Source organism: Ancylobacter tetraedralis (assembly GCF_014195655.1).
In the GTDB taxonomy this organism is placed as follows: domain Bacteria; phylum Pseudomonadota; class Alphaproteobacteria; order Rhizobiales; family Xanthobacteraceae; genus Ancylobacter; species Ancylobacter tetraedralis.
In genome coordinates this window covers 99053-121069 of the sequence record NZ_JACICD010000004.1, presented here as the reverse complement: position 1 = coordinate 121069, position 22017 = coordinate 99053, and the positions used below count along the sequence as shown (strand labels likewise).

Annotated in this window: 22 protein-coding genes and 1 riboswitch; of the genes, 7 read left to right on the top strand and 15 right to left on the bottom strand. The window is 67.8% G+C overall.

Annotation, left to right across the window (positions count from 1 at the left end; all coding sequences use genetic code 11):
* Positions 1–48: 48 nt before the first annotated feature.
* A complete protein-coding gene (locus FHS55_RS11575) occupies positions 49–1419 on the top strand; it encodes an NAD(P)H-dependent oxidoreductase (RefSeq protein WP_183189916.1) in 1371 nt (456 codons plus the stop codon).
* Positions 1420–1738: 319 nt separating this feature from the next.
* Positions 1739–2293, top strand: a complete 555-nt coding sequence (locus FHS55_RS11570; RefSeq protein ID WP_183189915.1) for a DUF2087 domain-containing protein — start codon at positions 1739–1741, stop codon at positions 2291–2293.
* Positions 2294–2327: 34 nt separating this feature from the next.
* On the opposite strand, the gene FHS55_RS11565 is transcribed toward FHS55_RS11570, so the two are convergent.
* The 5 genes from FHS55_RS11565 to FHS55_RS11545 all read right to left on the bottom strand — a co-directional run bounded on the left by FHS55_RS11565 (position 2328) and on the right by FHS55_RS11545 (position 7577).
* On the bottom strand, positions 2328–2933 hold the full coding sequence (locus tag FHS55_RS11565; protein WP_183189914.1) for a thiamine phosphate synthase: 606 nt from the start codon (positions 2931–2933) through the stop codon (positions 2328–2330).
* 8 nt (positions 2934–2941) lie between these two features.
* On the bottom strand, positions 2942–3772 hold the full coding sequence (locus tag FHS55_RS11560) for a thiazole synthase (RefSeq protein WP_246340075.1): 831 nt from the start codon (positions 3770–3772) through the stop codon (positions 2942–2944).
* Positions 3773–3783: 11 nt separating this feature from the next.
* A complete protein-coding gene (gene thiS, locus FHS55_RS11555; RefSeq protein WP_183189913.1) occupies positions 3784–3981 on the bottom strand; it encodes a sulfur carrier protein ThiS in 198 nt (65 codons plus the stop codon).
* A complete protein-coding gene (locus FHS55_RS11550) occupies positions 3959–4963 on the bottom strand; it encodes an FAD-dependent oxidoreductase (RefSeq protein ID WP_183190277.1) in 1005 nt (334 codons plus the stop codon). The genes thiS and FHS55_RS11550 overlap by 23 nt, the downstream gene beginning before the upstream one ends.
* Before the next feature lie 50 nt (positions 4964–5013).
* Positions 5014–5134: riboswitch (TPP riboswitch) on the bottom strand.
* 124 nt (positions 5135–5258) lie between these two features.
* The gene (locus tag FHS55_RS11545; RefSeq protein WP_183189912.1) at positions 5259–7577 is read right to left on the bottom strand and encodes an MHYT domain-containing protein; all 2319 of its coding nucleotides are present in this window, start codon (positions 7575–7577) and stop codon (positions 5259–5261) included.
* Positions 7578–7934: 357 nt separating this feature from the next.
* On the opposite strand from FHS55_RS11545, the gene FHS55_RS11540 reads away from it, so the two are divergent.
* On the top strand, positions 7935–8672 hold the full coding sequence (locus FHS55_RS11540; RefSeq protein WP_343056131.1) for a phosphatase PAP2 family protein: 738 nt from the start codon (positions 7935–7937) through the stop codon (positions 8670–8672).
* Between the two features lie 87 nt (positions 8673–8759).
* Entirely contained in the window at positions 8760–8969 is a 210-nt protein-coding gene (locus FHS55_RS11535; protein WP_183189911.1) for a hypothetical protein, read from the top strand.
* Between the two features lie 129 nt (positions 8970–9098).
* On the opposite strand, the gene FHS55_RS11530 is transcribed toward FHS55_RS11535, so the two are convergent.
* Positions 9099–9497 (bottom strand): MAPEG family protein, encoded by a 399-nt coding sequence (locus tag FHS55_RS11530; RefSeq protein ID WP_183189910.1) that lies wholly within the window; start codon positions 9495–9497, stop codon positions 9099–9101.
* Positions 9498–9674: 177 nt separating this feature from the next.
* Between FHS55_RS11530 and FHS55_RS11525 the strand changes: the two genes are divergently transcribed.
* Complete coding sequence (locus FHS55_RS11525; protein WP_246340073.1) at positions 9675–10085, top strand: NUDIX hydrolase; 411 nt, start codon at positions 9675–9677, stop codon at positions 10083–10085.
* A 15-nt stretch (positions 10086–10100) separates the two neighbouring features.
* Here FHS55_RS11525 and FHS55_RS11520 read toward each other — a convergent pair whose 3' ends face one another.
* Entirely contained in the window at positions 10101–11357 is a 1257-nt protein-coding gene (locus FHS55_RS11520) for a multidrug effflux MFS transporter (RefSeq protein WP_246340071.1), read from the bottom strand.
* A 290-nt stretch (positions 11358–11647) separates the two neighbouring features.
* On the opposite strand from FHS55_RS11520, the gene FHS55_RS11515 reads away from it, so the two are divergent.
* The gene (locus tag FHS55_RS11515) at positions 11648–12139 is read left to right on the top strand and encodes a hypothetical protein (protein WP_183189909.1); all 492 of its coding nucleotides are present in this window, start codon (positions 11648–11650) and stop codon (positions 12137–12139) included.
* A gap of 70 nt (positions 12140–12209) precedes the next feature.
* Here FHS55_RS11515 and FHS55_RS11510 read toward each other — a convergent pair whose 3' ends face one another.
* From FHS55_RS11510 to FHS55_RS11475, 8 genes are all read right to left on the bottom strand, one after another.
* Positions 12210–13622, bottom strand: a complete 1413-nt coding sequence (locus FHS55_RS11510; protein ID WP_183189908.1) for a TRAP transporter large permease — start codon at positions 13620–13622, stop codon at positions 12210–12212.
* A 68-nt stretch (positions 13623–13690) separates the two neighbouring features.
* Entirely contained in the window at positions 13691–14230 is a 540-nt protein-coding gene (locus tag FHS55_RS11505; protein WP_183189907.1) for a TRAP transporter small permease subunit, read from the bottom strand.
* A gap of 295 nt (positions 14231–14525) precedes the next feature.
* Entirely contained in the window at positions 14526–14879 is a 354-nt protein-coding gene (locus tag FHS55_RS11500) for a hypothetical protein (protein ID WP_183189906.1), read from the bottom strand.
* A gap of 385 nt (positions 14880–15264) precedes the next feature.
* Positions 15265–16101 (bottom strand): alpha/beta fold hydrolase, encoded by an 837-nt coding sequence (locus FHS55_RS11495; RefSeq protein ID WP_183189905.1) that lies wholly within the window; start codon positions 16099–16101, stop codon positions 15265–15267.
* Between the two features lie 245 nt (positions 16102–16346).
* Positions 16347–16535 (bottom strand): hypothetical protein, encoded by a 189-nt coding sequence (locus FHS55_RS11490; RefSeq protein WP_183189904.1) that lies wholly within the window; start codon positions 16533–16535, stop codon positions 16347–16349.
* Between the two features lie 203 nt (positions 16536–16738).
* Positions 16739–18361: an MFS transporter gene (locus FHS55_RS11485; protein ID WP_343056130.1), complete on the bottom strand. Its 1623-nt coding sequence runs from the start codon at positions 18359–18361 to the stop codon at positions 16739–16741.
* Complete coding sequence (locus FHS55_RS11480) at positions 18342–19460, bottom strand: HlyD family secretion protein (protein WP_183189903.1); 1119 nt, start codon at positions 19458–19460, stop codon at positions 18342–18344. Before FHS55_RS11480 ends, FHS55_RS11485 begins: the two co-directional genes overlap by 20 nt.
* Before the next feature lie 30 nt (positions 19461–19490).
* A complete protein-coding gene (locus FHS55_RS11475) occupies positions 19491–20393 on the bottom strand; it encodes an AraC family transcriptional regulator (RefSeq protein WP_183189902.1) in 903 nt (300 codons plus the stop codon).
* Between the two features lie 421 nt (positions 20394–20814).
* Here FHS55_RS11475 and FHS55_RS11470 point away from each other — a divergent pair, with 421 nt between their 5' ends.
* Positions 20815–22017 carry an efflux RND transporter periplasmic adaptor subunit gene (locus tag FHS55_RS11470; protein WP_183189901.1) on the top strand — a complete coding sequence of 401 codons (1203 nt, stop codon included), beginning with the start codon at positions 20815–20817 and terminating at the stop codon, positions 22015–22017.

Below are 22017 nucleotides of genomic sequence, written 5' to 3'. Positions count from 1 at the left end.
AAGCGCTTGTCCATAATCCAGGGAAGACCGCCCGATGGAGACCGCCCGATGAATCTCGCCCGCCTCCTCCAAGCGCGCGCCGATGCCGGCCGCCCGGTCCGTGTCGGGTTGATCGGCGCCGGCAAGTTCGGCTCGATGTTCCTCGCGCAGCTGCGCACCACGCCGGGGCTGCACCTGCTCGGCATTGCCGACCTGTCGATCCCGCGCGCCCGCGCCGCTCTGGAGCGCACCGGCTGGGATGCGGACGCCGCGATGGCAACCTCCTTCGACGAGGCGCTGCGCACCGGGCGCACCATGCTCACGCAGGATGCCGGCGCGCTGATCGCCGCCGGCGGGCTCGATGTCGTGGTGGAAGCGACCGGCAACCCCGCCGCCGGCGCGAACCATGCGCTGCTGGCCATCGCGCACGGCCGCCATGTCGTCATGGTCACGGTCGAAGCGGATGTGCTGGTGGGTCCGCTGCTGGCGGCCAAGGCGCGCGCGGCCGGCGTCGTCTATTCCATGGGTTCGGGCGACCAGCCGGCGCTGGTCTGCGAGATGGTCGACTGGGCGCGCACCTGCGGCTTCAACGTGGTCTGCGCCGGCAAGGGCACGAAATACCTGCCGAGCTTCCACCACTCCACGCCGGACACGATCTGGAGCCTTTACGGCCTCACGCCCGAGCAGGCGGCCGAGGGCGGCATGAACGCGCAGATGTTCAACTCCTTCGCCGACGGCACCAAATCCTCCATCGAAATGGCCGCCATCGCCAATGCCGCCAATCTGCGGGCGCCCTCCGACGGGCTGCTGTTCCCGCCCTGCGGGGTCGACGACCTCGCCACCATCCTGCGCCCGCGCGAGGCGGGCGGCGTGCTGGAACATTCCGGCACGGTGGAAACCGTTTCCAGCCTGGAGCGCGACGGGCGCCCGGTGTTCCGCGACCTGCGCTGGGGCGTCTATGTGGTGTTCGAGGCCGACCCCAGCCCGCGTGGCGATTATGCCCGGCGCTGCTTCAAGGAATATGGCGTGGTGACGGATTCATCGGGCCGCTACACCGCGCTGTACCGGCCCTATCACCTCATCGGGCTGGAACTCGGCATCAGCGTCGCCTCGGCGGCGCTGCGCGGCGAGCCGACCGGCGCCACCGAATTTTTCAATGCCGACGTGGTGGCGGTGGCCAAGCGCCCGCTGCGGGTCGGCGAGGTGCTGGACGGCGAGGGCGGCTACACCGTGTGGGGCAAGCTGCTGCCGGCGGCGAGTTCGCTGGCGCGCGGCGCGCTGCCCATCGGCCTCGCCCACCACGCGACCCTGAGGCGCGACATCGCCGAGGGCGAGGTGATCGGCTGGTCCGATGTCGCGGTCGAGGACAGCGCGATCATCCGCCTGAGGCGCGAGATGGAGCAGGCCTTCTCGCACGCCGAGACCGCCGCGATGGCGTGAGCCCACCGTCCCCCGCCGCCGCAGCCACGGCGGGGGACGAAGAGGCCGGCGGTGAGGGGCGATGCGATTGCGCAGCCGCGACGCCCTCCACCGGCCCTCGCCCGGCTGGGCGAGCGAACGCCCGATCCCCCCACTGGACTTCGCCCGACGCCGCGTCTATTTCTACCCGCACGGTCTGCAGTTCACCGAGGCGTTGCCGCCCCGCAAGGGGAGCTAAACCTGCATCCAAGCTTTCGCACCCCGCACTTGTCCCCGTGCCCGGTCGCAAGACGGCAACCGCGACGTCCTTCGAAAGGATCGGCACGACGGAGGATAAGTCATGACCAGAACCGTTCTGGCCTATGAGGCGCCGGATATTTCCGCCCTCGCCCGCACCCTGCACGGCCGGCTCGCCACGCTCGACCACGTTCCCGGCCATGTCGAGCTGCTCAACATTCTCGCCCGCGCGGCGGGATTCCGGAATTTCCAGCATCTGCGGGCCGACCGTGAGGCGCGGCGGCAGATCGATGCCCCGCCCCCGCCGCCCCCGCCGCCGGCCGACCACGCGCGCTGCGCGAAGGCGCTGCGGCTCTACGATGCGCAGGGCCGGCTGGCACGCTGGCCGAAGAAGCGAAACCAGCAGGAACTGTGCCTGTGGGTGCTGTGGTCACGCCTGCCGGCGGGGGAGACCTTCCCCGAGAAGACCATGAACGAGCTTGTGAACCGGCAGCACCTGTTCGGCGACCATGCCCTGCTGCGGCGCGAGCTGATCGAGATCGGCCTGTTCCGGCGCACGGTCGACGGGCGCGAGTATAGCCGCGTCGAGCAGGCGCCGCCGCCGGAACTCGGCGTCCTGCTCGCCCTGCTGCGCGGGCGAGCAGCGTCGCCCGCGTGACGGCGCATCCCCTTGGCGGCACGCGCGCGACGGGTCACACCGTCTCGCGCGTGGCCAGCACCCATTCACGGGCGCGGGCTTCCGGGTCGGCATTGAGCAACACGTCGGTGACGACGGCGACGCTGTCGGCCCCGGCATTGAGCACGCCCTGCGCGCGCTCGATGGTCAGCCCGCCAATGCCGACCAGCGGCAGGTCGCCGACGCGCTTTTTCCACGCACTCACGCGCTCCAGCCCCTGCGGCGCCCAGCGCATCTTCTTGAGGATGGTGGGGTAGACCGGGCCCAGCGCGACATAATCGGGCTGGGCCATCAGCGCCAGTTCTAGCTCGGCCTCGTCATGCGTGCTGAGCCCGAGCCGCAGCCCCGCCCGCTTGATGGCGGCGACGTCGGCATCGGCGAGGTCCTCCTGGCCGAGATGCACGAAATCACAGCCGAGATCGATGGCGAGCTGCCAGTGATCATTCACCACGAGCTGGGCGCCATAGCGCGCGCACACCTCCCGCGCGGTGGCGATCTCCGTGCGCAGCTGCGCCTCCTCCATGTCCTTGGCGCGCAGCTGGACCAGCTTCACGCCCTGCGGCAGCAGCCGCGGCAGCCAGGAGGCACGGTCGACGATGAGATAGAACGGATCGAGCTTCATCGCCTGCCTCATTCGCCGAACACGGCGCGGCCCATGACCGGGGTGGAGGGCGCCGCCATGTCGCGCACCTCCATCGGATCGGCGATCACCGCGTCGCGGCCCGCCTCGATGGCGCGGGCGAAGGCGCGCGCCATGCGCACCGGATCGCCCGCCTTGGCGACGGCGGTGTTGAGCAGCACGGCGTCATAGCCCATCTCCATCGCCGCCGCCGCATGCGAGGGAAGGCCGAGCCCGGCATCGACCACCAGCGGAACGCGGGGAAAATGCGCCCGCAGCGAGCGCAGGCCATAGGGGTTGTTCAGCCCGCGCCCGGAGCCGATCGGCGCGCCCCACGGCATCAGCACCTCGCAGCCGGCGGAGAGCAGCTTCTCCGCGACGATCAGGTCCTCGGTCGTGTAGGGGAACACCTGGAAGCCATCGCGTGACAGGATACGCGCCGCCTCGACCAGGCCGAACACGTCCGGCTGCAGCGTGTCGTCCTCGCCGATCACCTCCAGCTTGACCCAGGGCGTGCCGAACAGCTCGCGCGCCATCTCGGCCGTGGTGACCGCTTCCTTCACCGTCTTGCAGCCCGCCGTGTTGGGCAGCACCTTGACGCCGAGGTCGCGGATCAGCTGCCAGAAGCTCTGGCCGGCCAGCGGCTGGCCGGGCTTGGCGACGCCGGATTCGCGCCGCAGCGACACGGTGACGATCTCCGCCCCCGATCCCCGGATCGCTTCGGCCAGAATGGCGGGCGAGGGATATTGCGCGGTGCCGAGCAGCAGGCGCGAGCCCACCCTTGTGCCGTAGAACTCGACCGGATCGGCGTCGAACGCCGTCGTGTCCGTCATCGCATCCATGATCAGCCTCCTCAGCCCCCTTGCATCGGCGCGAGAATTTCCACCCGGTCGCCGGTGGCGATCGGGGTCGCGTCCCGCCGGACGGCACGCACCATCGCCCCGTTCACCGCGGTGGCGACGATCGCGTCGGCATAGCCGAGCTCGCTCAACAGCTCGGCGAGTGTCCCGGCCCGGATCTCGGCCGTCTCACCATTCACGATGATCTTCATCCATCACCTCCGGGCAGGCCGTCCCGTCAAAGGCGAGCGCCGCCGCCCGTCGCGCCAGAGCGGGCGCGGCGAGGAAACCGTGGCGGTACAGCCCGTTCAGATAGATCGTGCGGCCGCGCCGGCGCAGGCGCGGAATATTGTCGGGGAAGGCCGGGCGCACATCGGCGCCGATCTCCACGATCTCCGCCTCGCCAAAGGCGGGGTGCAGCGCATAGGCCGCGCCGAGCAGCTCCAGCATGGAGCGGCCGGTGACGCGCCCGCGCTCGTCATTCTCGATCGAGGTGGCGCCGATCATGAAATGCCCGTCGCCGCGCGGCACGATATAGACCGGAATGCGCGGGTGCAGCATGCGCACGGGACGCGCGAGCGCGATCTCGCGGGAATAGAGCACCAGCATCTCGCCCTTCACCCCGCGCAGATCGGCCAGCACATCGCGCGCCGCCAACCCGCGGCAGTCGACGATCACATCGGCCGGGGCCTCGCCGTCATCCAGCCCGTCCGCCTCGTAGCGGATCGTCACCTGATGCTCGTCGACCAGCTTGCGCGTGAGGGCGGCCAGGGCCTTGCGCGGCTCCAGATGGGCCTCGGTGGGAAAGAACAGGCCCTGGTCGAAGCGCCCGCCCAGGTCCGGCTCCAGCGCCGCGAGGCGCCCGCCATCGGCCCACTCGAAGCCCGAGGTCCGGCGCGCGAATCGCTTGAGGTCCGGCAGGTCGCGCGGCGGCGCCAGCACGAGGCTGCCCTCGTTTGGCACATCCGGCACGGCGCTGCGCCAGTATTCCAGCGATTCGAGGCCAAGCTCGGCGATGATCGGCTCGGCGCTCTCGCGCTCGCACCACGGCGCCAGCATGCCCCCCGCATACCACGAACAGCCCTGCCCGGTGGCCGCGCGGCGCTCGACCAGCGTGACCCGCGCGCCGCGCCGGGCAAAGGCGTGGGCGCTGGTGAGCCCCGCGACGCCGCCGCCAATGATGCGCACGCGCATCGCGTTGGCCGCCGGCGCGGCTGCGCCGTCATCGGTAGTGGATTGCTGCAGTGATGCCATCAACGCCTCCCTCCGCCAGTCTCAACTGGATCAGGTTCGAAGGGTCGCCATGCCGCGCGGCGCGCGATGATGGCCTCTCAGCCTCCTGACGAGGCTCCCCCGGACGGGTTGGATATAATCACTCGCCGGCGAAATGTCACCGTGCCGTCGTGGACAATATGCAAGGGCCGGCGGACCCGCGCCAACCTGCCGCGGAACCTGCCGCGCCGGTTGGCCCTCCGCACGGCCGCAGCGCTCAGCCCGTGCGGGAGGACAGCGCCACCACATTGTCCGGCCGCGTGGCATCGAGCACGGCGCGCCGCAGCGCCTCCCGGCTGAACGGCTTGCCCAGCCGCGTGAGGCTCGCCCCGGCATCGGCGGGCAGTTCGGCATAGCCGGTGCCCAGCACCACCGGCAGGCTCGGCCGGCGCTGGCGGATCACCGCCGCCAGCTGAACGCCGGTCATGCCCGGCATCGCCTGGTCGGTCAGCACCATGTCGAATGACAGGCCCTCATCCAGCAGATCCAGCGCCTGCTTGCCGGACGATGCCTCGGTGACGATGAAGCCGAGATCCTCCAGCATGGCCGAGGTCGCCGACAGCACCAGCGGATCGTCGTCGACGACCAGCACCCGCGTCGTGCCCGAGCCGGCCGGCGCTTCCTGGTCGATGGAGACTGGCGGGGTGGGCTCAGTGTCGCCACGCAGGGCCGTCCCGCGCGCCGAGGGCTCGGCGATCGGCAGGTAGATGGAGGCAATGGTGCCCTGCCCCGGCTCGCTGGCCAGAATGAGGGCGCCGCCCGACTGCGCCGCCAGACCATGCACCATGGCCAGGCCCAGCCCGGTTCCCTTGCCGACGCCCTTGGTGGTGAAGAACGGTTCGGCGGCGCGCGCCAGTGTCACCGCATCCATGCCGGCGCCGGTGTCGGAAATGGAGAGGCAGAAATAGCGGCCGGGCCGGAGCGCGCCCGGTTCCAACTCATCCGCCTGCGCGGGCACCGTTTCCTCCCGCGCGCCGATCACGATCATGCCACCATCGGTCATCGCATCGCGCGCATTGACGGCGAGGTTGAGCAGGGCCAGTTCCAGCTGGTTGGCATCCACCCGCGCCTGCGGCAGGCCGAGGGGGAAGCGCGTCTCGATGCGCACGCTCGGGCCGATGGAGCGGCGCAGCAGTTCGGCCATGCCCATGACCAACTCGGGCACATCCACGGGCTGCGGCTTGAGATCCTGCCGGCGGGCGAAGGCGAGCATGCGCTGGGTCAGCGCCGCGCCGCGCTGGGCGGCCTGCAGCGTGTTGTCGATCAGTGTCATCAGGCGCGGCTCGTTGGGCGCCCGCTTGCGCACCAGTTCGAGATTGCCCATCACCACGGCGAGCAGATTGTTGAAGTCATGGGCGATGCCGCCGGTCAGCTGGCCAACCGCCTCCAGCTTCTGCGCCTGACGCAGCGCCTCCTCGGCCCGGCGCCGGTCGGTCACGTCGATCAGCCCGCACAGCGTCTTGGTGATGCCCCCCTGGCCATCCCTCTCGGCCACGGCGGAGAGGATGCAGTCGATCAGCCGGCCATCGCGGGCGACAAGCCGGTACTCGGCCTCGCGCAGTTCGCCCGTTCCGACCAGACGCGGCCAGTGGTCCTCATCGCGCTCGCGCACGGATTCCGGCGTCATGAAATCGGTGAGCGGGCGGCCGATCACCTCCGCCCGGCGATAGCCGAGCAGGTCGAGCCAGCGGTCGCTGACCTGCTCGATTCGCCCATCCGGCCCGAGCGAATGCAGCGGTAGCGGCGTGCGGCGATACAGCGTGCGAAACCGCTCCTCACCCTCCCGCCACAGCGCCTTTTCGCGCTCGGCGAGAAGCGTGAAGCGCCGGTCATACATGGCGGCGAGCAGCGCCGCGGCAAAGATGGCGAAGCTGGCGGCGGAAACGGCGATGACCACATGGACATTGTCCATGCTGCCGCCGACATGGGCCATCGCCTCGGCGTCGCCGGCCGTGAAGGTCACGCCCGCCATGGCGACATAGTGCATGCCGGAAATGCCGACGCCCATCGCGAGCGAGCCGCCGAGCCGCTCAGCCAGCGAACTGCGCCGGAAAGCGAGCCACAGCGCCGATGTCGACGCCCCGATGGCGAGAACGACCGCGGCGCCGGCATAAAGCGGGTCATACACGATCGTGCCAGGCACCCGCATGGCGAACATGCCGGTGTAGTGCATGCCGACGATGACCAGCCCCATGAACACGCCGCTCAGCACCAGACCGGCCGGGGAGCGACCCGGTTGGCTAGCCGCTGTCAGCGCCACCAGGGTGCCGAGCACGGCGATGGCGAAGGACAAGGCGGTGAGCGGGAGATCGTAAGAGACCACCATGCCCAGATGCAGGGCAAGCATCGCCACGAAATGCATGGCCCAGACGCCGCCACCCAGCACCAGCGCCGCGGTGGCAAGCCAGCCGGCCCGGGTGCGCCCGGAATATTGCGGCACGCGCCCGGCAAGGTCCAAAGCGGTGAAGGAAGCGGCGATGGCGATAAGCACCGAGAGGGCGACAAGCCCCCAATGATGTGCGCCGACCATATGCATCGCCCCGTCCAACGCTCCCTCCCCCTCAGGACCGCGGATGCGCCCTTGTGGATGACGCAGCCTACGCTACGTCAGGCCCCGTTCTTCAACACCACTTGCATGGTCTGGCGCAACCATTTGTCCGCGAATCGCCCCCACGCGGACATGACCGTTCAACTGAGATAGCCAAGCAGCCAGAGCACGAGGATGATCGGCAGCGGAATGCCCACCAACCAGAGAAGTCCACCCTTGAACATGACGTTTCTCCATCCGAGTTGCGAGGGGAAACACTCATGTGGGCGTTTGAGTTCCCGATTGCGCGAGCCCGCCGGAAGCCGCTATCGAATCCGGCCACACAGGTGAGGAGCGTGATCTGACGTGAAGGCCCGACCTCAATTCATTCCCCGCTGGATCGCCACCGAATTCGGCCTGCTGCTGGCCCTCGCCGGCGCGGCGGCGGGGCTGCTCGCCTTCGCGCTGATCGCCGAGGAGATGGTGGAAGGCGATTCGCACGGTTTCGACGAGGCGATCCTGCTGGCCTTCCGCGCCCCGGGCGATTCCGCCGAGCCGCTGGGTCCCGCCTGGCTGGAAATCGTGGTGCGCGACATCACCGCGCTCGGCAGCACCACCGTGCTCGCATTGGTAACGCTGGTCGTGGTCGGCTTCCTCATCACCGACGGCAAGCGGTCCGCCGCGCTGTTCGTGGCGCTGGCCACCGCTGGTGGCGGCATCATGAGCTATGTGCTGAAGATCGGCTTCGATCGTCCGCGTCCCGATCTGGTCGCCCATCTGGTCGACGTGCACACGCTGAGCTTTCCCAGCGGCCATGCCATGGGCTCGGCCGTGACCTATCTCACGCTCGGCGCGCTCATCGTGCGTACCGAGGCGCGGCGGCGGCTGAAGATCTATGTGCTGGCGGTGGCCATCGCCCTCACGCTGGTCATCGGGTTGAGCCGCATCTATCTCGGCGTGCATTGGCCGACCGACGTGCTGGCCGGCTGGTCCGCCGGCAGCGCCTGGGCGCTGGCGTGCTGGACGCTCGCGCTGTGGCTGCAGCGGCGCGGCCGGATCGAGACCGACGCCCCCTCGCCGGAGAATGACCGGCGCGTGGATTGATTCACCCCATGGCGTTCGCCGGCCGTCGCGCTATCCTTGAATAGCGAAGAGGCCGCGAGGGCCCCCGTTGCTCCCAAGGAGACGCACATGTCACGAGCCGCCCCCGAAGGTCAGCTGATTTCCGAAATCGGCGTGATCGAAACCACCGAATCCGACAACATCCTGCGATGGGACGGCGACAATCTGTATGTCGAGCAGGACGTCTTTCACAACGGCCAGCTCGTTCACCGCAAATATCGCCGGCGCGTGACCAAGCAGGTTGCGCAGGCGATCGCCAAGATGCTCGCGCAGCACTGAGCCGGGCGAGCACGGGTGGCGCGCGGGCGACCTGCGCACCACCCGGCAGCCTCCGCCACATCCGCTGATTCGCGCGCGCGGCCCGGCGGCGCGGCCGGGTAGATAGGCGCGCCGTCCATGGCGGCGGGTTCAGGCCGGGCGCAGGATCGCGGCGAGGATCATGACCAGGCCGGCCATCGACACCATCCAGATGGCCGAGCGCAGATAGGCCACGCCCAGGGCATAGGCCGGCACATAGGCGATTCGCGCCGCCAGATAGAGCCAGGCACCCCAGAAGGTGAGCGCACCTTCGCGCCCCGCCACATGGGCGATCAGCACGCCGGTGGCGAAGAGCGGCAGCGTCTCGAGGAGATTCGCCTGCGCGCGCCGCAGCCGCCCGGTCATCACCCCCACCGGCGGGCCTGGCTCGTCCCGGGGCCCGGCATTATAGGTTGTTCCGGTTTCGCGGTTGCGAAACATCGCCGTCAGCATCACCTGAAAGAGGGCCAGAACGAGACTCCAGCCGAGCAATGTCAGTTCCGTGGTCATGTCGCCTGCCATACCCTCTGGATCCGTTTTTCATCGCATTCTCCGCGACATGCACTAGAGTTAAGCGCGATGAGCAAGTTGAAGCAATCTAGGCGCCTGGCCTCTGACGGGCGGGTCCTCCGGCAGGTTGCCGCCCTACCCTATCGGCTGCGGGCGGACGGCACTTTTGAGATTTTGTTGATCAGTTCGCGCGAGACGCAGCGTGCCGTCATCCCCAAGGGCTGGCCGATGAAGAACCGCAAGGATTGGAAGTCGGCGCAGATCGAGGCCCGGCAGGAGGCCGGAGCGATGGGCGAAATCAGCCGCAAGCGCCTCGGCCAATATCTCTACTGGAAACGACTGGACACACATTTCGCGCTGGTCAGCGTCTCGGTCTATCCCTTCGCGGTGAAACGCCAGCTTCATGAATGGCCGGAGCGTCACGAGCGCGCGCAGGTGTGGCTGTCGCCGGAGGACGCCGCCCTGCTGGTCGACGAGACCGATCTCGGTGGGCTCATCATCGAGTTCGCCCAATCGCGCAGTTGGCAGAAGACCGCCGGCAGCCACTTCCCGAAGGTCCGGCGGGCCTTTCCGATCGCCGCGCAATAACGCAAGCGCGACCCCCTATTTGTGCGCCGTTCCCCCCGCCGCCGCCGTGCTCCCGAACAGGCGCCCGCGCTCGGCGATGAGCACGCAGATGAAGGCGGCGAGACCGAGTCCCGCGAAGCCGAGCAGCAGCGGCAGGGTGGTGCCGTCGAACAGCTGGCCGAGCCCGAAGCCGACCAGCGCCCCCCCGACCGTGCTGCAGAAGCCCAGCGCCGAAGATGCCGTACCGGCAACGGCGCCCACCGGCTCCATCGCCATGGCGTTGAAGTTGGACATCATCAGGCCGAAACAGAACATCATCGCCGCCTGCAGGATCGAGAAGGTCCAGATGGTTTCCCACCCGGCCAGCCCGATCACCGCATGCACCAGCGTCACCGCGAGATAGCCCAACATCGCGGCATGCGAGACCTTGCGCGTGCCATGCCGGCCCACCACTCGTGAGTTGAGCAGCGACGACAGCGCCATGAAGACGGCGATCAGCGCGAAGATGAGCGTGAACAACTGCTCGGCGTGGAACGCCACGGCGAACACCTGCTGCGCCGAGTTGATGAAGCCGAACAGGCCGCCCATCACCATCGTCATCGCGCACATGTAGCCAACCGTGACGCGGCTGCGGAACACCAGGCCGAAGGCGAAGGTGATGCCGGCAATCGAGATCGGCGTGCGGTTTTCCGGCTTGAGCGTCTCCGGCAGCCGCGCCAGCGTCCACACGAACAGCGTTCCGCCGAACAGGCACAGCATCAGGAAGATCGCCCGCCACGGCGCCGCCAGCATGATGATCTGGCCGATCGAGGGCGCGAAGATCGGCACGGTGAGAAACACGATGAAGGCCAGCGACATCACGCGCGCCATCTGCCGCCCGGAATAGCAGTCGCGCACGATGGTGATGGCGAGGATGCGGGTCGCCGCCGAGCCGATGCCCTGGGTCGCGCGGGCCAGGATCATCACACCCAGCGATCCCGCGAAGAACGCGCCGATCGAGGCGATGGTGTAGATGGCGAGCCCGACCATCAGCACCGGCCGGCGGCCATATCGGTCGGCCAGCGTGCCATAGAGGATCTGTGCCCCGCCGAAACCGAGTAGATAGGCGGTGATCACGATCTGCGTATGGTTGGCGGTGTCGATGCGGAGCGAACGGCCGATCTCCGGCAGCGCCGGCAGCATGGAATCGATCGCTATGGCATTGGTCGCCATCAGCGCGGCTATGAAAGCCACGAATTGGCGGAAGCCCATTCCCGGATGAGGCGTGTCCGGCGTGGGTTCTGACTTGTTCATGTGAGGTCCGTCGCATGCGAGGCGCCCACCATTGGCGGGCCCGGCACGCCTTATGGCGCAAAAGTCGCTCCCGCCCAATGGACTTGAGGACACAGCTTCGCGAAATCGCCCGCCCCGGCGCCCGGCGCCGCGTCGGGCCGACCCGCGGACGGGGCTGGGCACTGGCCGACATTAAAATGATGGCTATCATGAAACATCGCCGCCCGGTTGTTCGAGCTGGCGGCGGCGCGCTGGTGGGGTCGGTGCGCCTCGATACCGCAACTGAGTTGGGGCCACACGGGAGCACCGCCATGTTCAATCCTGTTACCTGGACCGGGTTTCACACCTGGTTGAGCCTGATCGCCATCGCCGTCGGTTTTGTCGTGCTGTTCGATCTTTTCGCCGGGCGCGACCGGCCGCGGCTGACCGCCATCTTTCTCGCCACCGCCGTCGCGACCAGCGCGACCGGCTTCGGCTTTCCCTTCACCGGCCTCCTGCCCTCGCACATTGTCGGGCTGGTGGCGCTGGTGGTGCTCGCGGTGACGCTGCCCGCCCGCTACCACTTCCACCGTGCCGGGCACTGGAACTGGATCTACCCGGTGGGCGTGGTGATCAGCCTCTGGCTGCTGGTGTTTGTCGGCATCGCCCAGTCCTTCGCCAAGGTGCCCGCGCTCCAGGCGCTGGCGCCCACGCAGTCCGAGCCCCCCTTCGCCATCGCCCAGCTGGCGGTGCTGGCGCTGTTCGTGCTCGCCGGAATCGTCGCGGTGCGCGGCAGCCGGGCACCGGCCCGGCACGCCTTCTGAACGCGCTCGACCCGGGCCTCCCATTCGATGGGAGAGAGCCCGGGTCGTTCGTCATCATGCGATCGCCACCTCAGAACTTGGGCGGCCCCATGTCGAGCGCGGGAGGCTCGAACTGAGGAATGTTGAGCTCGATCGTGGAGGGGTCGACCGTCGAGCCCGGGCTCACCCAGTAGGTCACGGCTTCGGGCCACATGATCACCACGATCACGAGGATGAGCTGCATCGCCAGCCACGGGATCGCCCCCCAGTAGATCTGCGAGGTGCGGATCGACGGTGGAGCGATGCCGCGCAGGTAGAACAGCGCGAAGCCGAAGGGCGGGTGCATGAACGCGGTCTGCATGTTGACGCACAGCAGCACGCCGAACCAGATGAGGTTGATGTCCAGTTTCACCGCCACCGGTACCAGCAGCGGCACGATGATGAACGCGATCTCGAAGAAATCGAGGAAGAACGCGATGAAGAAGACGAAGATGTTGACGAAGATCAGGAAGCCGACCCGCCCGCCCGGCAGCTGAGACAGCAGATGCTCGATCCAGCGGGCGCCGTCCATGCCCTGGAACACCAGGCTGAACACGGTGGCTCCGATGAGGATGAACACCACCATCGCGGTCAGGCGCATGGTCGATTCCATGGCCTGGCGAACCAGCGTCCAGGTGAGCCGTCCGTGCATCGCCGCCAGCACGATGGCACCCACCGCGCCCATGGCGCCGGCCTCGGTCGGCGTGGCAAGACCCATGGCCAGCGTGCCGAGCACCAGCGCGATCAGCACGATGGAGGGGATCATGCCCCACAGCACCTGCTTGATCAGCGGCCAGCCACCCTCGCCGATCGCCTCCGGCGGCAGCGGCGGCATGTGATGCGGCTTGAACAGCGACAGCACGAAGACATAGGCGAGAAACAGCAGCACCTGCAGGATGGAGGGGCCGATGGCGCCCAGATACATGTCGCCCACCGGCTTCCCGAGCTGCTCGGCGAGAACGATGAGCACCAGCGAGGGCGGGATGAGCTGGGTGATGGTGCCGGACGCCGCGATGACGCCGGTGGCGAGTTTCTGGTCATAGCCGTAGCGCATCATGACGGGCAGCGAGATTACGCCCATGGCAATGACCGAGGCCGCCACCGTGCCGGTGATGGCGCCGAGAATCGCACCCACCACGATCACCGCATAGGCAAGGCCGCCCGGCACCTTGCCGAACAGCTTGCCCGTGCCTTCCAGCAGGTCCTCCGCCAGCCCGCAGCGCTCCAGGATCGCCCCCATGAAGGTGAAGAAGGGGATCGCCAGCAAAAGGTCGTTGGAGATGATGCCGTAGAAGCGCAGCGGCAGCGCCTGCAGGAAGCTCGGGTGGAAATGATCGGTCAATATGCCGAGCGTGCCGAAGAACAGGCCGACCGCGATCAGCGAGAACGCGACCGGGAAGCCGATGATCATGAAGCAGATCATGCCGCCGAACATGAGCGGGGGCATCACGCCGTGGGAGAACATGCCGGGCTCTCTCGTTCAGAATCGGGAAGGGGCGCGGATTCGCGAAGGGATCGACGGCGGCCGGCGGCTCACTGCAGCGGCTTTTCGTAATCGGTTGCGATCTCGATCGCGCCACCCAGGGCGGCCACGCGCTTGATGAGTTCCGAGATGCCCTGAATGGCGAGCAGAGCAAAGCCCAGCGGCAGGAGCAGCTTGGCGGGCCAGAGGATCAGCCCGCCGGCATTCTGCGACACCTCGTCGGAGACGAAGGACTGCCAGAAGAACGGAAAGCTGAGCCAGGCCAGATAGAGGCTGGCGGGAATGAGGATGATCGTGAAGCCGAGCGTGTCGACCCACAGACGCCCGCGCGGGGAGAGCGACATGTAGAGAAGATCAACACGCACATGCTCGTTGCGCTTGAGCGTATAGGGAGCGCCGAGCAGCACCACCGCGCCGAACAGATACCACTGGATCTCCAGGAGCCCGTTGGTGCTGTAGCTCAGGAGATAGCGGACGGTGGCATTGCCTGCGCTGATGAGGCAGGCGAGCAGCACGCAATAATCCGCCAGCCAGCCGAATTTCTCGTTCAGCCAGTCCACGCCTCGGCTGAAGGCCAGAAGCCCTGCCATTGAACGTCCCCCTTGGTCTGCGCCGACTTTTTGTCGTTGCGGCTTGGAATGCGATGCATTCGCCGGTTAGCCGATCCTCAGCAAGATAGACCATGGTCTCACGTAATTGAATATGCGCTGGGCCTCCGCGCATGGCAATCGCTTGAGAGGTGTTGCCCGCGCGCGCTACCGCAGCGTCAGCCGCATGACGCCTGCCCCTCCGAAAAAGACAGCGCCTCGCAAGGCGCCCGCCTGAAAACGACATCGCCGGCCACAAGGCCGGCGGTGTCCGCAGGTCTGACATCGGGTCGGACGGTCAGGCGAAGCGCCGCGCGGCGCCCGCCGTCTCGAAGTCCCCACCCCGCGCGAGCGGCGGCAGTTGCCAGCCCATCATCTCGCAGGTGATCAGCCGGTCCTGCCGATCGCGAATCTCGACCGGCCGCTGCAGGCCCGCGCGCAGCATCTCCATCGCCCGGTCCGCCGCCTCATGCGCACTTGCATAGCGCGCTCGCCGCAGCGGCCCCATCACGCCGGTGGTGGTCTGCTCGGCATAATAGAGGATGTAATAGACGTCCTCGCTGCCCTCGGGGCGGGCTGTCGCCGGCTTCGGCATGGGATGAAGCGCATCGCGCCATCCGCGGGTCACGGGAGGCGGGTTTTCCTGGGTCATCGGCATTCTCCCTGTCTGGTGAGAAGCGGGCCATGGGCCCGCAAGCGACCCGATCAGGAAACGCGCGACGGTGAATCCCGTCAATCAGTTAATTTTCGTACAGATCGTGGAACTATTCCGAAATTCGCGTCGATACCGGCGTCGAACGCATGATCTATCTTACGAAGATACCTGAGTTGATAATAATAATCGTAATCTCGACGATGCAATGACGAGAGCCTCTTTCTCTCATCTTTCCGTCTCATTCGGCCGGCCGATGCGCCATCCGGCGGAATCCGCTCACGTTTCGCCGCCGGCCATCCTTCCATTCCCCCCCCCGGCAAAACGCAGACGGCCGCTCCCCCGAAGAGGAGCGGCCGCCGCAGGCCGGCACGAGCCGGATCGTTCAGCCCTTAACGAAGGCGAGCAGGTCCGGGTTGATCACATCGGCATGAGTGGTGAGCATGCCGTGCGGGAAGCCCTCATAGACCTTGAGCGTGGCATTCTTCAGCAGCTTGGCCTGGAGCAGCGAGGCGTCCTTGTAGGGAACGACCTGGTCGTCATCGCCCTGCAGCACCAGCACCGGCACGGTGATGGCCTTGAGGTCCTCGGTCTGGTCGGTTTCGGAGAATGCCTTGATGCCCTCGTAATGGGCCTTGGCGCTGCCGGTCATGCCCTGGCGCCACCAATTGTCGATCACGCCCTGCGAGACCTTCGCGCCGGGACGGTTGAAGCCGTAGAACGGGCCGGCCGCGACATCGAGGAAGAACTGCGCGCGATTGGCGGCCAGCGCCGAACGGAAGCCGTCGAACACCTCGATCGGCGTGCCACCCGGGTTGCTCTCGGTCTTCACCATGATCGGGGGAACCGCGGAAACCAGCACGGCCTTGGCGACACGGCCCTGCGGCTCGCCGAACTTGGCGACATAGCGAGCGACTTCGCCACCGCCGGTCGAATGGCCGATATGCACCGCGTTCTTGAGGTCGAGATGTTCGGCCACCGCCGAGGCATCGGCGGCGTAGTGATCCATGTCGTGTCCATCCGACACCTGGGCCGAGCGGCCATGGCCGCGACGATCCGAGGCGACGACGCGGTAGCCATGGGCGAGGAAGAACATCATCTGGGCGTCCCAGTCGTCCGACGACAGGGGCCAGCCATGATGGAACACGATCGGCTGCGCGTCCTTCGGACCCCAGTCCTTGAAGAAGATCTCGACGCCGTCCTTGGTGGTGACGTAACCCATGGCGATATTCCTTTCAGGTAGACAAGCGATTGTTGAGGAAGAAGACGTGAGGGCCTCGGCGCGCCGCGGCATCCGTGTCGGCGCAACAGGGCCAAGGCCGAAATCTGTCACCCGCTGTGCGTCTGGGCGGTGACTGCGGGGTTGCCTGCGAGGTTCGACGTATCGGACATCCGTGGGTGTCCCGAAATGATGGGCAGGAGCGGCCCCGGGCGGATCTTGCTTTCCGCCCGGTCGAAAGGAGCATCTCAGCCCAACCCGAGCGGCAGGGCGAAGGGCAGCGCCAGAAGGCTGCCCGCCAGCAATCCGCCATCGAGCGCCACGAAGCTCGCCACCATCCACCGCCGCGGCGCCGGCATGTGAACGACCAGCGTACCGCCGATCACCATGAGCAGCAGGCCGGCAATGAGGGTGAGCAGGGCGAGGGCGAGAAACATCGTGGTGTCCTGACATTTCGGTTCTCGCCGTACCGCGCCGGCGGGTCGGCCGGTTCGCTTCGGTGAGTGACAGGAGACTACGCCAGTGCGGGTTCCGCTCCATCTGAACAAGCGTGTAGACAGCTTTACCGTTGGAATGCGCCCGGCATACCCAAGTATAGTCCCCTCCTGGGGGTGTCGCCCGGTCGGGCGGCACGCCGCCTCTAGCGGGAGATGCCAACCCGCCGCGCCGCGGCGGAGGCCGGCACCAGCGGACCCGCCGGCGCCGCCTTCAGCAGGGCCACGAGGATGAGCCCGATCAGGGCGATCCAGTAGGTCAGCTGGAAACCATCGATATAGGCCAGCACATTGGCCTGCTGGCTGACCAGCTGGTGCAGGCTCATGGTGCTGCGCGCCGCCAGCGCATTTGGCGAGGCGCCGTCCGCCGAAAAGGCGCTGCCGAGCTGGGCGAGTGCTTTCTCGGTATGATCGCCCCCGGCCGGAACATGCAGGCCGAGCAGATAGGAATGGAGCTGCTCGCGATGGCGCAGGAAGGTCGCCATGACCGATGTCGCCGTCTCCGCCCCGCCCAGCCGCACCACCTGGATATAGGCGGCGGACGCGGTGGCGTTGCGCGGATCGGAATTGGCCAGGATGAACACGATCACCGCCAGAAGGGTGAAGCCCTGCCCGATCGACTGGATCACGCCCATCGACGCGAAGCTCCAGGGCGACCAGACGAGCGTCAGCTCGGTTCCCATCCGCGCGGAGACGGCGAAGGCGATGAAGCCGACCAGCATCGACAGCCGCGCGTCGCAGTACCGCACGAAGAACACCGCGATCGGCGCGGCGACCAGAAGCGGCAGGCAGGCGGTGACGAAGATCGGCCAGCCGATTTCCTCGGGACGCAGCCCCGCGACATTGGTGAGGAAACCCGGCACCAGCTGGGAGTTCGACAGGCTCGTGCCGGTGTAGCACAGCACGATCAGGCAGCTGAGGCCGACATTGCGCGAGGCGATGACCTTGTAGCTCGCCCAGGGGTGTCTAACTACCGACTCGTTGATGAGAAACGCGACGATCAGCGCCGCGCCGCCGCCGATGAGCGAGGTGATGAGGCCCGATTGGAACCAGTCGAGCCGGTTGCCCTGGTCGACCCCGGCATAGATCAGCGCCCAGCCGGTGCCGAGCAGCGCCATGCCGCCCCAGTCGGCCCGCTCCAGCAGCCCGAAATCCACTTTCTCGCGCGGCGTGCCCAGCACCGCCAGCACCCCCATGACCGGGGCGATGAGCATGTCCTGCCAGTAGATCCACTCCCAGCCGAAGCGCACGTCGTAGAGGCCGATCAGCAGCGGCCCGCTATTGAGCGAGAAGGACAGGCGGAAGGCGTAGATCGCCAGCGCCGCCACCCACCAGCGCGGCGGCAGGGTGCGCAGCACGATCATGATGGTGGCGGGGATAAAGACGCCGAGCAGCAGGCCGCGCAGGCTGTGCAGCACCACCAGCGTCTCCCACCCGCGCACGAGCGGCAGGAGAAGGGAGATGACGGCATAGGCGAGGCTCGGCCAGAACAGAACGCGGCGCACGCCGAACGTGGCGGCGAGCCAGGCAACCGCGGGGGCGATCAGGATCTGCGGCGCGGTGGCGAAGGTGTTGAGCCAGGCGCCCTGGTCGAACGAGAGCCCGTAGGCGCCGCGCAAGTCCGGCAGCCCGATGGCGAACAGGCGGGTATCGAAGCCGACGAGGAAGGAGCCGAGCAGCACCGCCGCCACCGCGCAGAGCGGACGCGGCGAGCGCGACGGGGGGACCTGCGCCGAACCCGCCGCTGCGTCAGCGCCCGCCATCGACATGGATATGTGCCTCCACCGACATGCCGGCCCTGAGGCGGTTGGTGAGCGCCTGACCCGGATCGATCTCGATGCGCACCGGGATGCGCTGGACGACCTTGGTGAAATTGCCCGTCGCGTTGTCGGGCGGCAGCAGCGAGAACACCGCGCCGCTGGCCGGCGACAGGCGCCCGACATGGCCGCGCAGAACCTCGCCCGGGAAGGTATCGACCGTCAGCTCGACCGGCTGGCCTGAGGCCACGTGGGTGAGCTGGGTCTCCTTGAAATTGGCGATGACATAGACGTTGGGCACGGGCACCACCGAAATGAGGCTGGTGCCTATATTCACATAGTCGCCCGCCTGCACGCGGCGCGTGCTGGCGACGCCGTCGAATGGGGCGATGACCGAGGTATAGCCGAGCTTGAGCTGGGCGGTCTTGAGGTTCGCGCGGGCCGCGTCCAGCGTGGCGCGCAGCGTGCCCTCCTGTCCCACAAGCACGTCCAGCTGCGCCTGCTGGGCCTGCGTGGAGGCATTGGTCGCGGCGACATTCGCCACCGCCTCGTCATAGCTGGCCATGGCCTGCTGCAGCTTCTGCTCGGTTCCGGCGATACCGCCCTGAACCAGCGTCTGCTGCCGGTTGCGCTCCTCCAGCGCCCAGGTCTGGGCGGCGAGCGAGGATTCATGCTGCGCCTTGGCCTGCTCCAGCAGCGCGCGCTGCAGCGTCTCCTGATTGGCGAGGTTCGACAGCGCGGCCTGCGCACCGGCAACCGCCGCCTGCGCCCCATCGACCGCCGCCTGATAGTCGGCCGGATCGATCTCCACCAGCACCTCGCCGGCCTTCACCGGCTGGAAGTCATGCACGAGCACGTTGAGCACATTGCCGCTCACCCGCGCGCTCATCGTCGAGACATTCGCCTCGATATAGGCATCGTCCGTCGACTGCACCGCCGCTTCGCTGACCCAGAAGGCCCAGCCATGGTTGAACACGACGACGATCGCAACCACCGCAAGGATGGCGGCAGCCGGCAGAACCAGCCGCCGCAACCCGGCCCACCACGCAGCCGGCGGCGGATTGGTCCCGTCGGGTGAAGAATTGTTCCCGGCCGCTTGAACTGTCGACATGGCCGGCCCTCCCCCACTGCCCTGCACGCGTCAGCCACGGTTCCGGTTGGCGCAGCGCCACTGGTAGGGGGTGTCGCCGACGAAACGGCGGAACACGGTCGTGAAGTGGGCCTGCGTCTGGAAGCCAACGCCCAGCGCGATCTCGACCAGCGAGTCGCGGCTCTCCAGCAGCATTTCCTGGGCCCGCTCGATGCGGCGGCGCAGCAGGTATTCATGCGGGCGCACGCCCGTGGCGATGCGGAACTGGGCGGCGAAGTGCATGCGGCTCAGGCCGGCGGCCTCGGCCATGTCGGCCAGCGTGACCGCCTCGCCCAGATGCTCCTCGACATAGGCCGCGACGCGCTTGAAGCGCCACTTCGGCAGGCCGGTCTTGGGGCGGCGCGGCTGGTTGGACGGCGCGTCGATCTCTGAAATCCGGGCCGTCGGCATGCCCGGCTGCTCGCCCGCCTCTTCCTCGCAGCGCGTATCGGCAGCGAGAAGACGGGTCACGATGGCAAGGCGCAGCGCATCGGCATAGACGCCGCCGAACTCCTTGTCGCTGCGCTCGGCCGAGCCGAGGGCGAGGGCGAGGCGCTGGATCACCGGATCGGAGGAGGATGCGAGACGCCCCTCATCGCCGTGCTCCTCAACGAGAAGGCCGGCGAGCCGCTCGAAATCGGAGCGCGTGACGAGAAGCTGGATGGTATCGGCGCTCTCGGTGCGTGCCGGAGCCCGGAACGAGGCGCCGACCGGCCCGCCCTGGGCCGGAGTGGAGACGGCGATCACGACGCCCATGTGGCCGAGCTGGACGGAAAGACGCTCGTCCGGCAGCGCACCGGGCGCAAAGGTGTCGAAGGCGGGAGCCGTCCGGCCCTCGGAACGCGAACCAATGATTTCACCGGCGCGGGCGTTGACGGCGAAGGCTTCGAAAGGCGGCGTGACATGGAGCGACATGGCCTGATCCCTTGATCCCTTGAAATGGCGTTTGCTCCCGAATGGCGCCCTCCCGGACCGCAGGCACAGGCCACTTCCAGCATCCGCTTGGGGTGGCGTGTATCGGTTGCGATCAGTCTTCCGGTCGGCCCATCCAGTTCGCATCTGGCGGTGATCAAACAATAGCCTGGCCTGTCATCGTCTCCATTCTACGTGGGTTTCGGCGGATATATGATGAGTGTGAGGAATAGATACCTTGGTATAGGAGCGTGCGAGTTGGCACCCGCGGGCGGCGCGAGGGGGCGGATCGGCAAGACAGCGGCAATCGCGAAAGATGCCGAAGTCTGGAACGCTTCCAATGCAGGCCACTTGAGGATCCGCGGCACCGTGCCGCCGGAGCGGGCCGACCCGAGCGGCGGGCCCGCGGAACCTGGCCACCGCAATGCCCCAGAACCCGCCGCGCCGCCTCGCGCGCACCGCCCTCCTCGCCGGGGTCGCCCTCGCCGTCTTCGGCGTCGGCTACGGTCTCCTTCGCCTTGAGGATCGCCCGCCGCCGCCGCCGCCGCCGGTCGTGGCCGTGCCCGCGCAGGTGGCCCGCGCCACGCGGCAGGACGTGCCGGTCTATCTCGTGGGTATCGGTACGGTGGAGCCCTACAACACCGTCACGATCCGCTCGCGCGTCGACGGCGAGTTGCAGCAGGTGCTCTACAAGGAAGGTCAGGATATCCGCCAGGGCGACGTGATCGCCGTCATCGATCCGCGCACCTATGAGGCGGCGCTGGAAGAGACCAAGGCCAGGCTCGCGCAGGACGAGGCGGCGCTGGCCAATGCGGAACTGATCTACCAGCGCGATTTCAAGCTGGGCAAGGACGCCTTCGCCAGCCAGCAGGCGGTCGACAACGAGCAGAGCGCGGTCGCCCAGCTGCAAGCCCAGATCGCCCAGGACAAGGCGGCGATCGACAGCGCGCAGACCGAACTCTCCTATACGCGCATCACCTCGCCCATTGACGGGCGCGCCGGTATCCGCCTCGTCGACCAGGGCAATATCGTCCACACCACCGATACGAACGGCCTTGTGGTCATCAACCAGATCCACCCGATCTCGGTCATCTCCACCCTGCCGCAGGCCGATGTCGCCGCCATTCGCGACGCGCTCGGCCGCGGCCCGGTGGAAGCGCAAGCGGTCTCGCGCGACGACGGCACGGTGCTAGATACCGGTGTGGTGGAAATCATCGACAACAAGATCGACCCGCAGAGCGGCACGCTGCAGGTGAAGTCGAACTTCCCCAACCAGCAGGACACGCTCTGGCCGGGCCTGTTCGTCGACCTCAAGCTGCGGGTCGGCACCCTGCCCGCCGCCGTCACCGTGCCCGCCGATGCCATCCAGCGCGGGACGGACGGCACCTTCGTCTACACGGTGGAGGCGGGCAGCAAGGTGGCGCTCGCCCCGGTCGAGACCGGCCAGATCGCCAACAACATTGCGGTAGTGACGAAGGGGCTGGAGCCGGGCCGCACCGTGGTGACGCGCGGCCAGTATCGCCTCGCGCCAGGCACGCTGGTCACGCCGACCGAGGCGCCGTCGACAACGGCCCCGGCCCCTGTGCCCGGCGCCGCACCCGCATCCACCACCGCGACAGGAGGCTGA

Coding starts and splice junctions, on each gene's coding strand:
- FHS55_RS11575 (WP_183189916.1), top strand. CDS start 49: ATGAATCTCGCCCGCCTCCTCCAAGCGCGCGCCGATGCCGGCCGCCCG.
- FHS55_RS11570 (WP_183189915.1), top strand. CDS start 1,739: ATGACCAGAACCGTTCTGGCCTATGAGGCGCCGGATATTTCCGCCCTC.
- FHS55_RS11565 (WP_183189914.1), bottom strand. CDS start 2,933: ATGAAGCTCGATCCGTTCTATCTCATCGTCGACCGTGCCTCCTGGCTG.
- FHS55_RS11560 (WP_246340075.1), bottom strand. CDS start 3,772: ATGGATGCGATGACGGACACGACGGCGTTCGACGCCGATCCGGTCGAG.
- thiS (WP_183189913.1), bottom strand. CDS start 3,981: ATGAAGATCATCGTGAATGGTGAGACGGCCGAGATCCGGGCCGGGACA.
- FHS55_RS11550 (WP_183190277.1), bottom strand. CDS start 4,963: ATGCGCGTGCGCATCATTGGCGGCGGCGTCGCGGGGCTCACCAGCGCC.
- FHS55_RS11545 (WP_183189912.1), bottom strand. CDS start 7,577: ATGCATATGGTCGGCGCACATCATTGGGGGCTTGTCGCCCTCTCGGTG.
- FHS55_RS11535 (WP_183189911.1), top strand. CDS start 8,760: ATGTCACGAGCCGCCCCCGAAGGTCAGCTGATTTCCGAAATCGGCGTG.
- FHS55_RS11530 (WP_183189910.1), bottom strand. CDS start 9,497: ATGACCACGGAACTGACATTGCTCGGCTGGAGTCTCGTTCTGGCCCTC.
- FHS55_RS11520 (WP_246340071.1), bottom strand. CDS start 11,357: ATGAACAAGTCAGAACCCACGCCGGACACGCCTCATCCGGGAATGGGC.
- FHS55_RS11515 (WP_183189909.1), top strand. CDS start 11,648: ATGTTCAATCCTGTTACCTGGACCGGGTTTCACACCTGGTTGAGCCTG.
- FHS55_RS11510 (WP_183189908.1), bottom strand. CDS start 13,622: ATGTTCTCCCACGGCGTGATGCCCCCGCTCATGTTCGGCGGCATGATC.
- FHS55_RS11505 (WP_183189907.1), bottom strand. CDS start 14,230: ATGGCAGGGCTTCTGGCCTTCAGCCGAGGCGTGGACTGGCTGAACGAG.
- FHS55_RS11500 (WP_183189906.1), bottom strand. CDS start 14,879: ATGACCCAGGAAAACCCGCCTCCCGTGACCCGCGGATGGCGCGATGCG.
- FHS55_RS11495 (WP_183189905.1), bottom strand. CDS start 16,101: ATGGGTTACGTCACCACCAAGGACGGCGTCGAGATCTTCTTCAAGGAC.
- FHS55_RS11490 (WP_183189904.1), bottom strand. CDS start 16,535: ATGTTTCTCGCCCTCGCCCTGCTCACCCTCATTGCCGGCCTGCTGCTC.
- FHS55_RS11485 (WP_343056130.1), bottom strand. CDS start 18,361: ATGTCGATGGCGGGCGCTGACGCAGCGGCGGGTTCGGCGCAGGTCCCC.
- FHS55_RS11480 (WP_183189903.1), bottom strand. CDS start 19,460: ATGTCGACAGTTCAAGCGGCCGGGAACAATTCTTCACCCGACGGGACC.
- FHS55_RS11475 (WP_183189902.1), bottom strand. CDS start 20,393: ATGTCGCTCCATGTCACGCCGCCTTTCGAAGCCTTCGCCGTCAACGCC.
- FHS55_RS11470 (WP_183189901.1), top strand. CDS start 20,815: ATGCCCCAGAACCCGCCGCGCCGCCTCGCGCGCACCGCCCTCCTCGCC.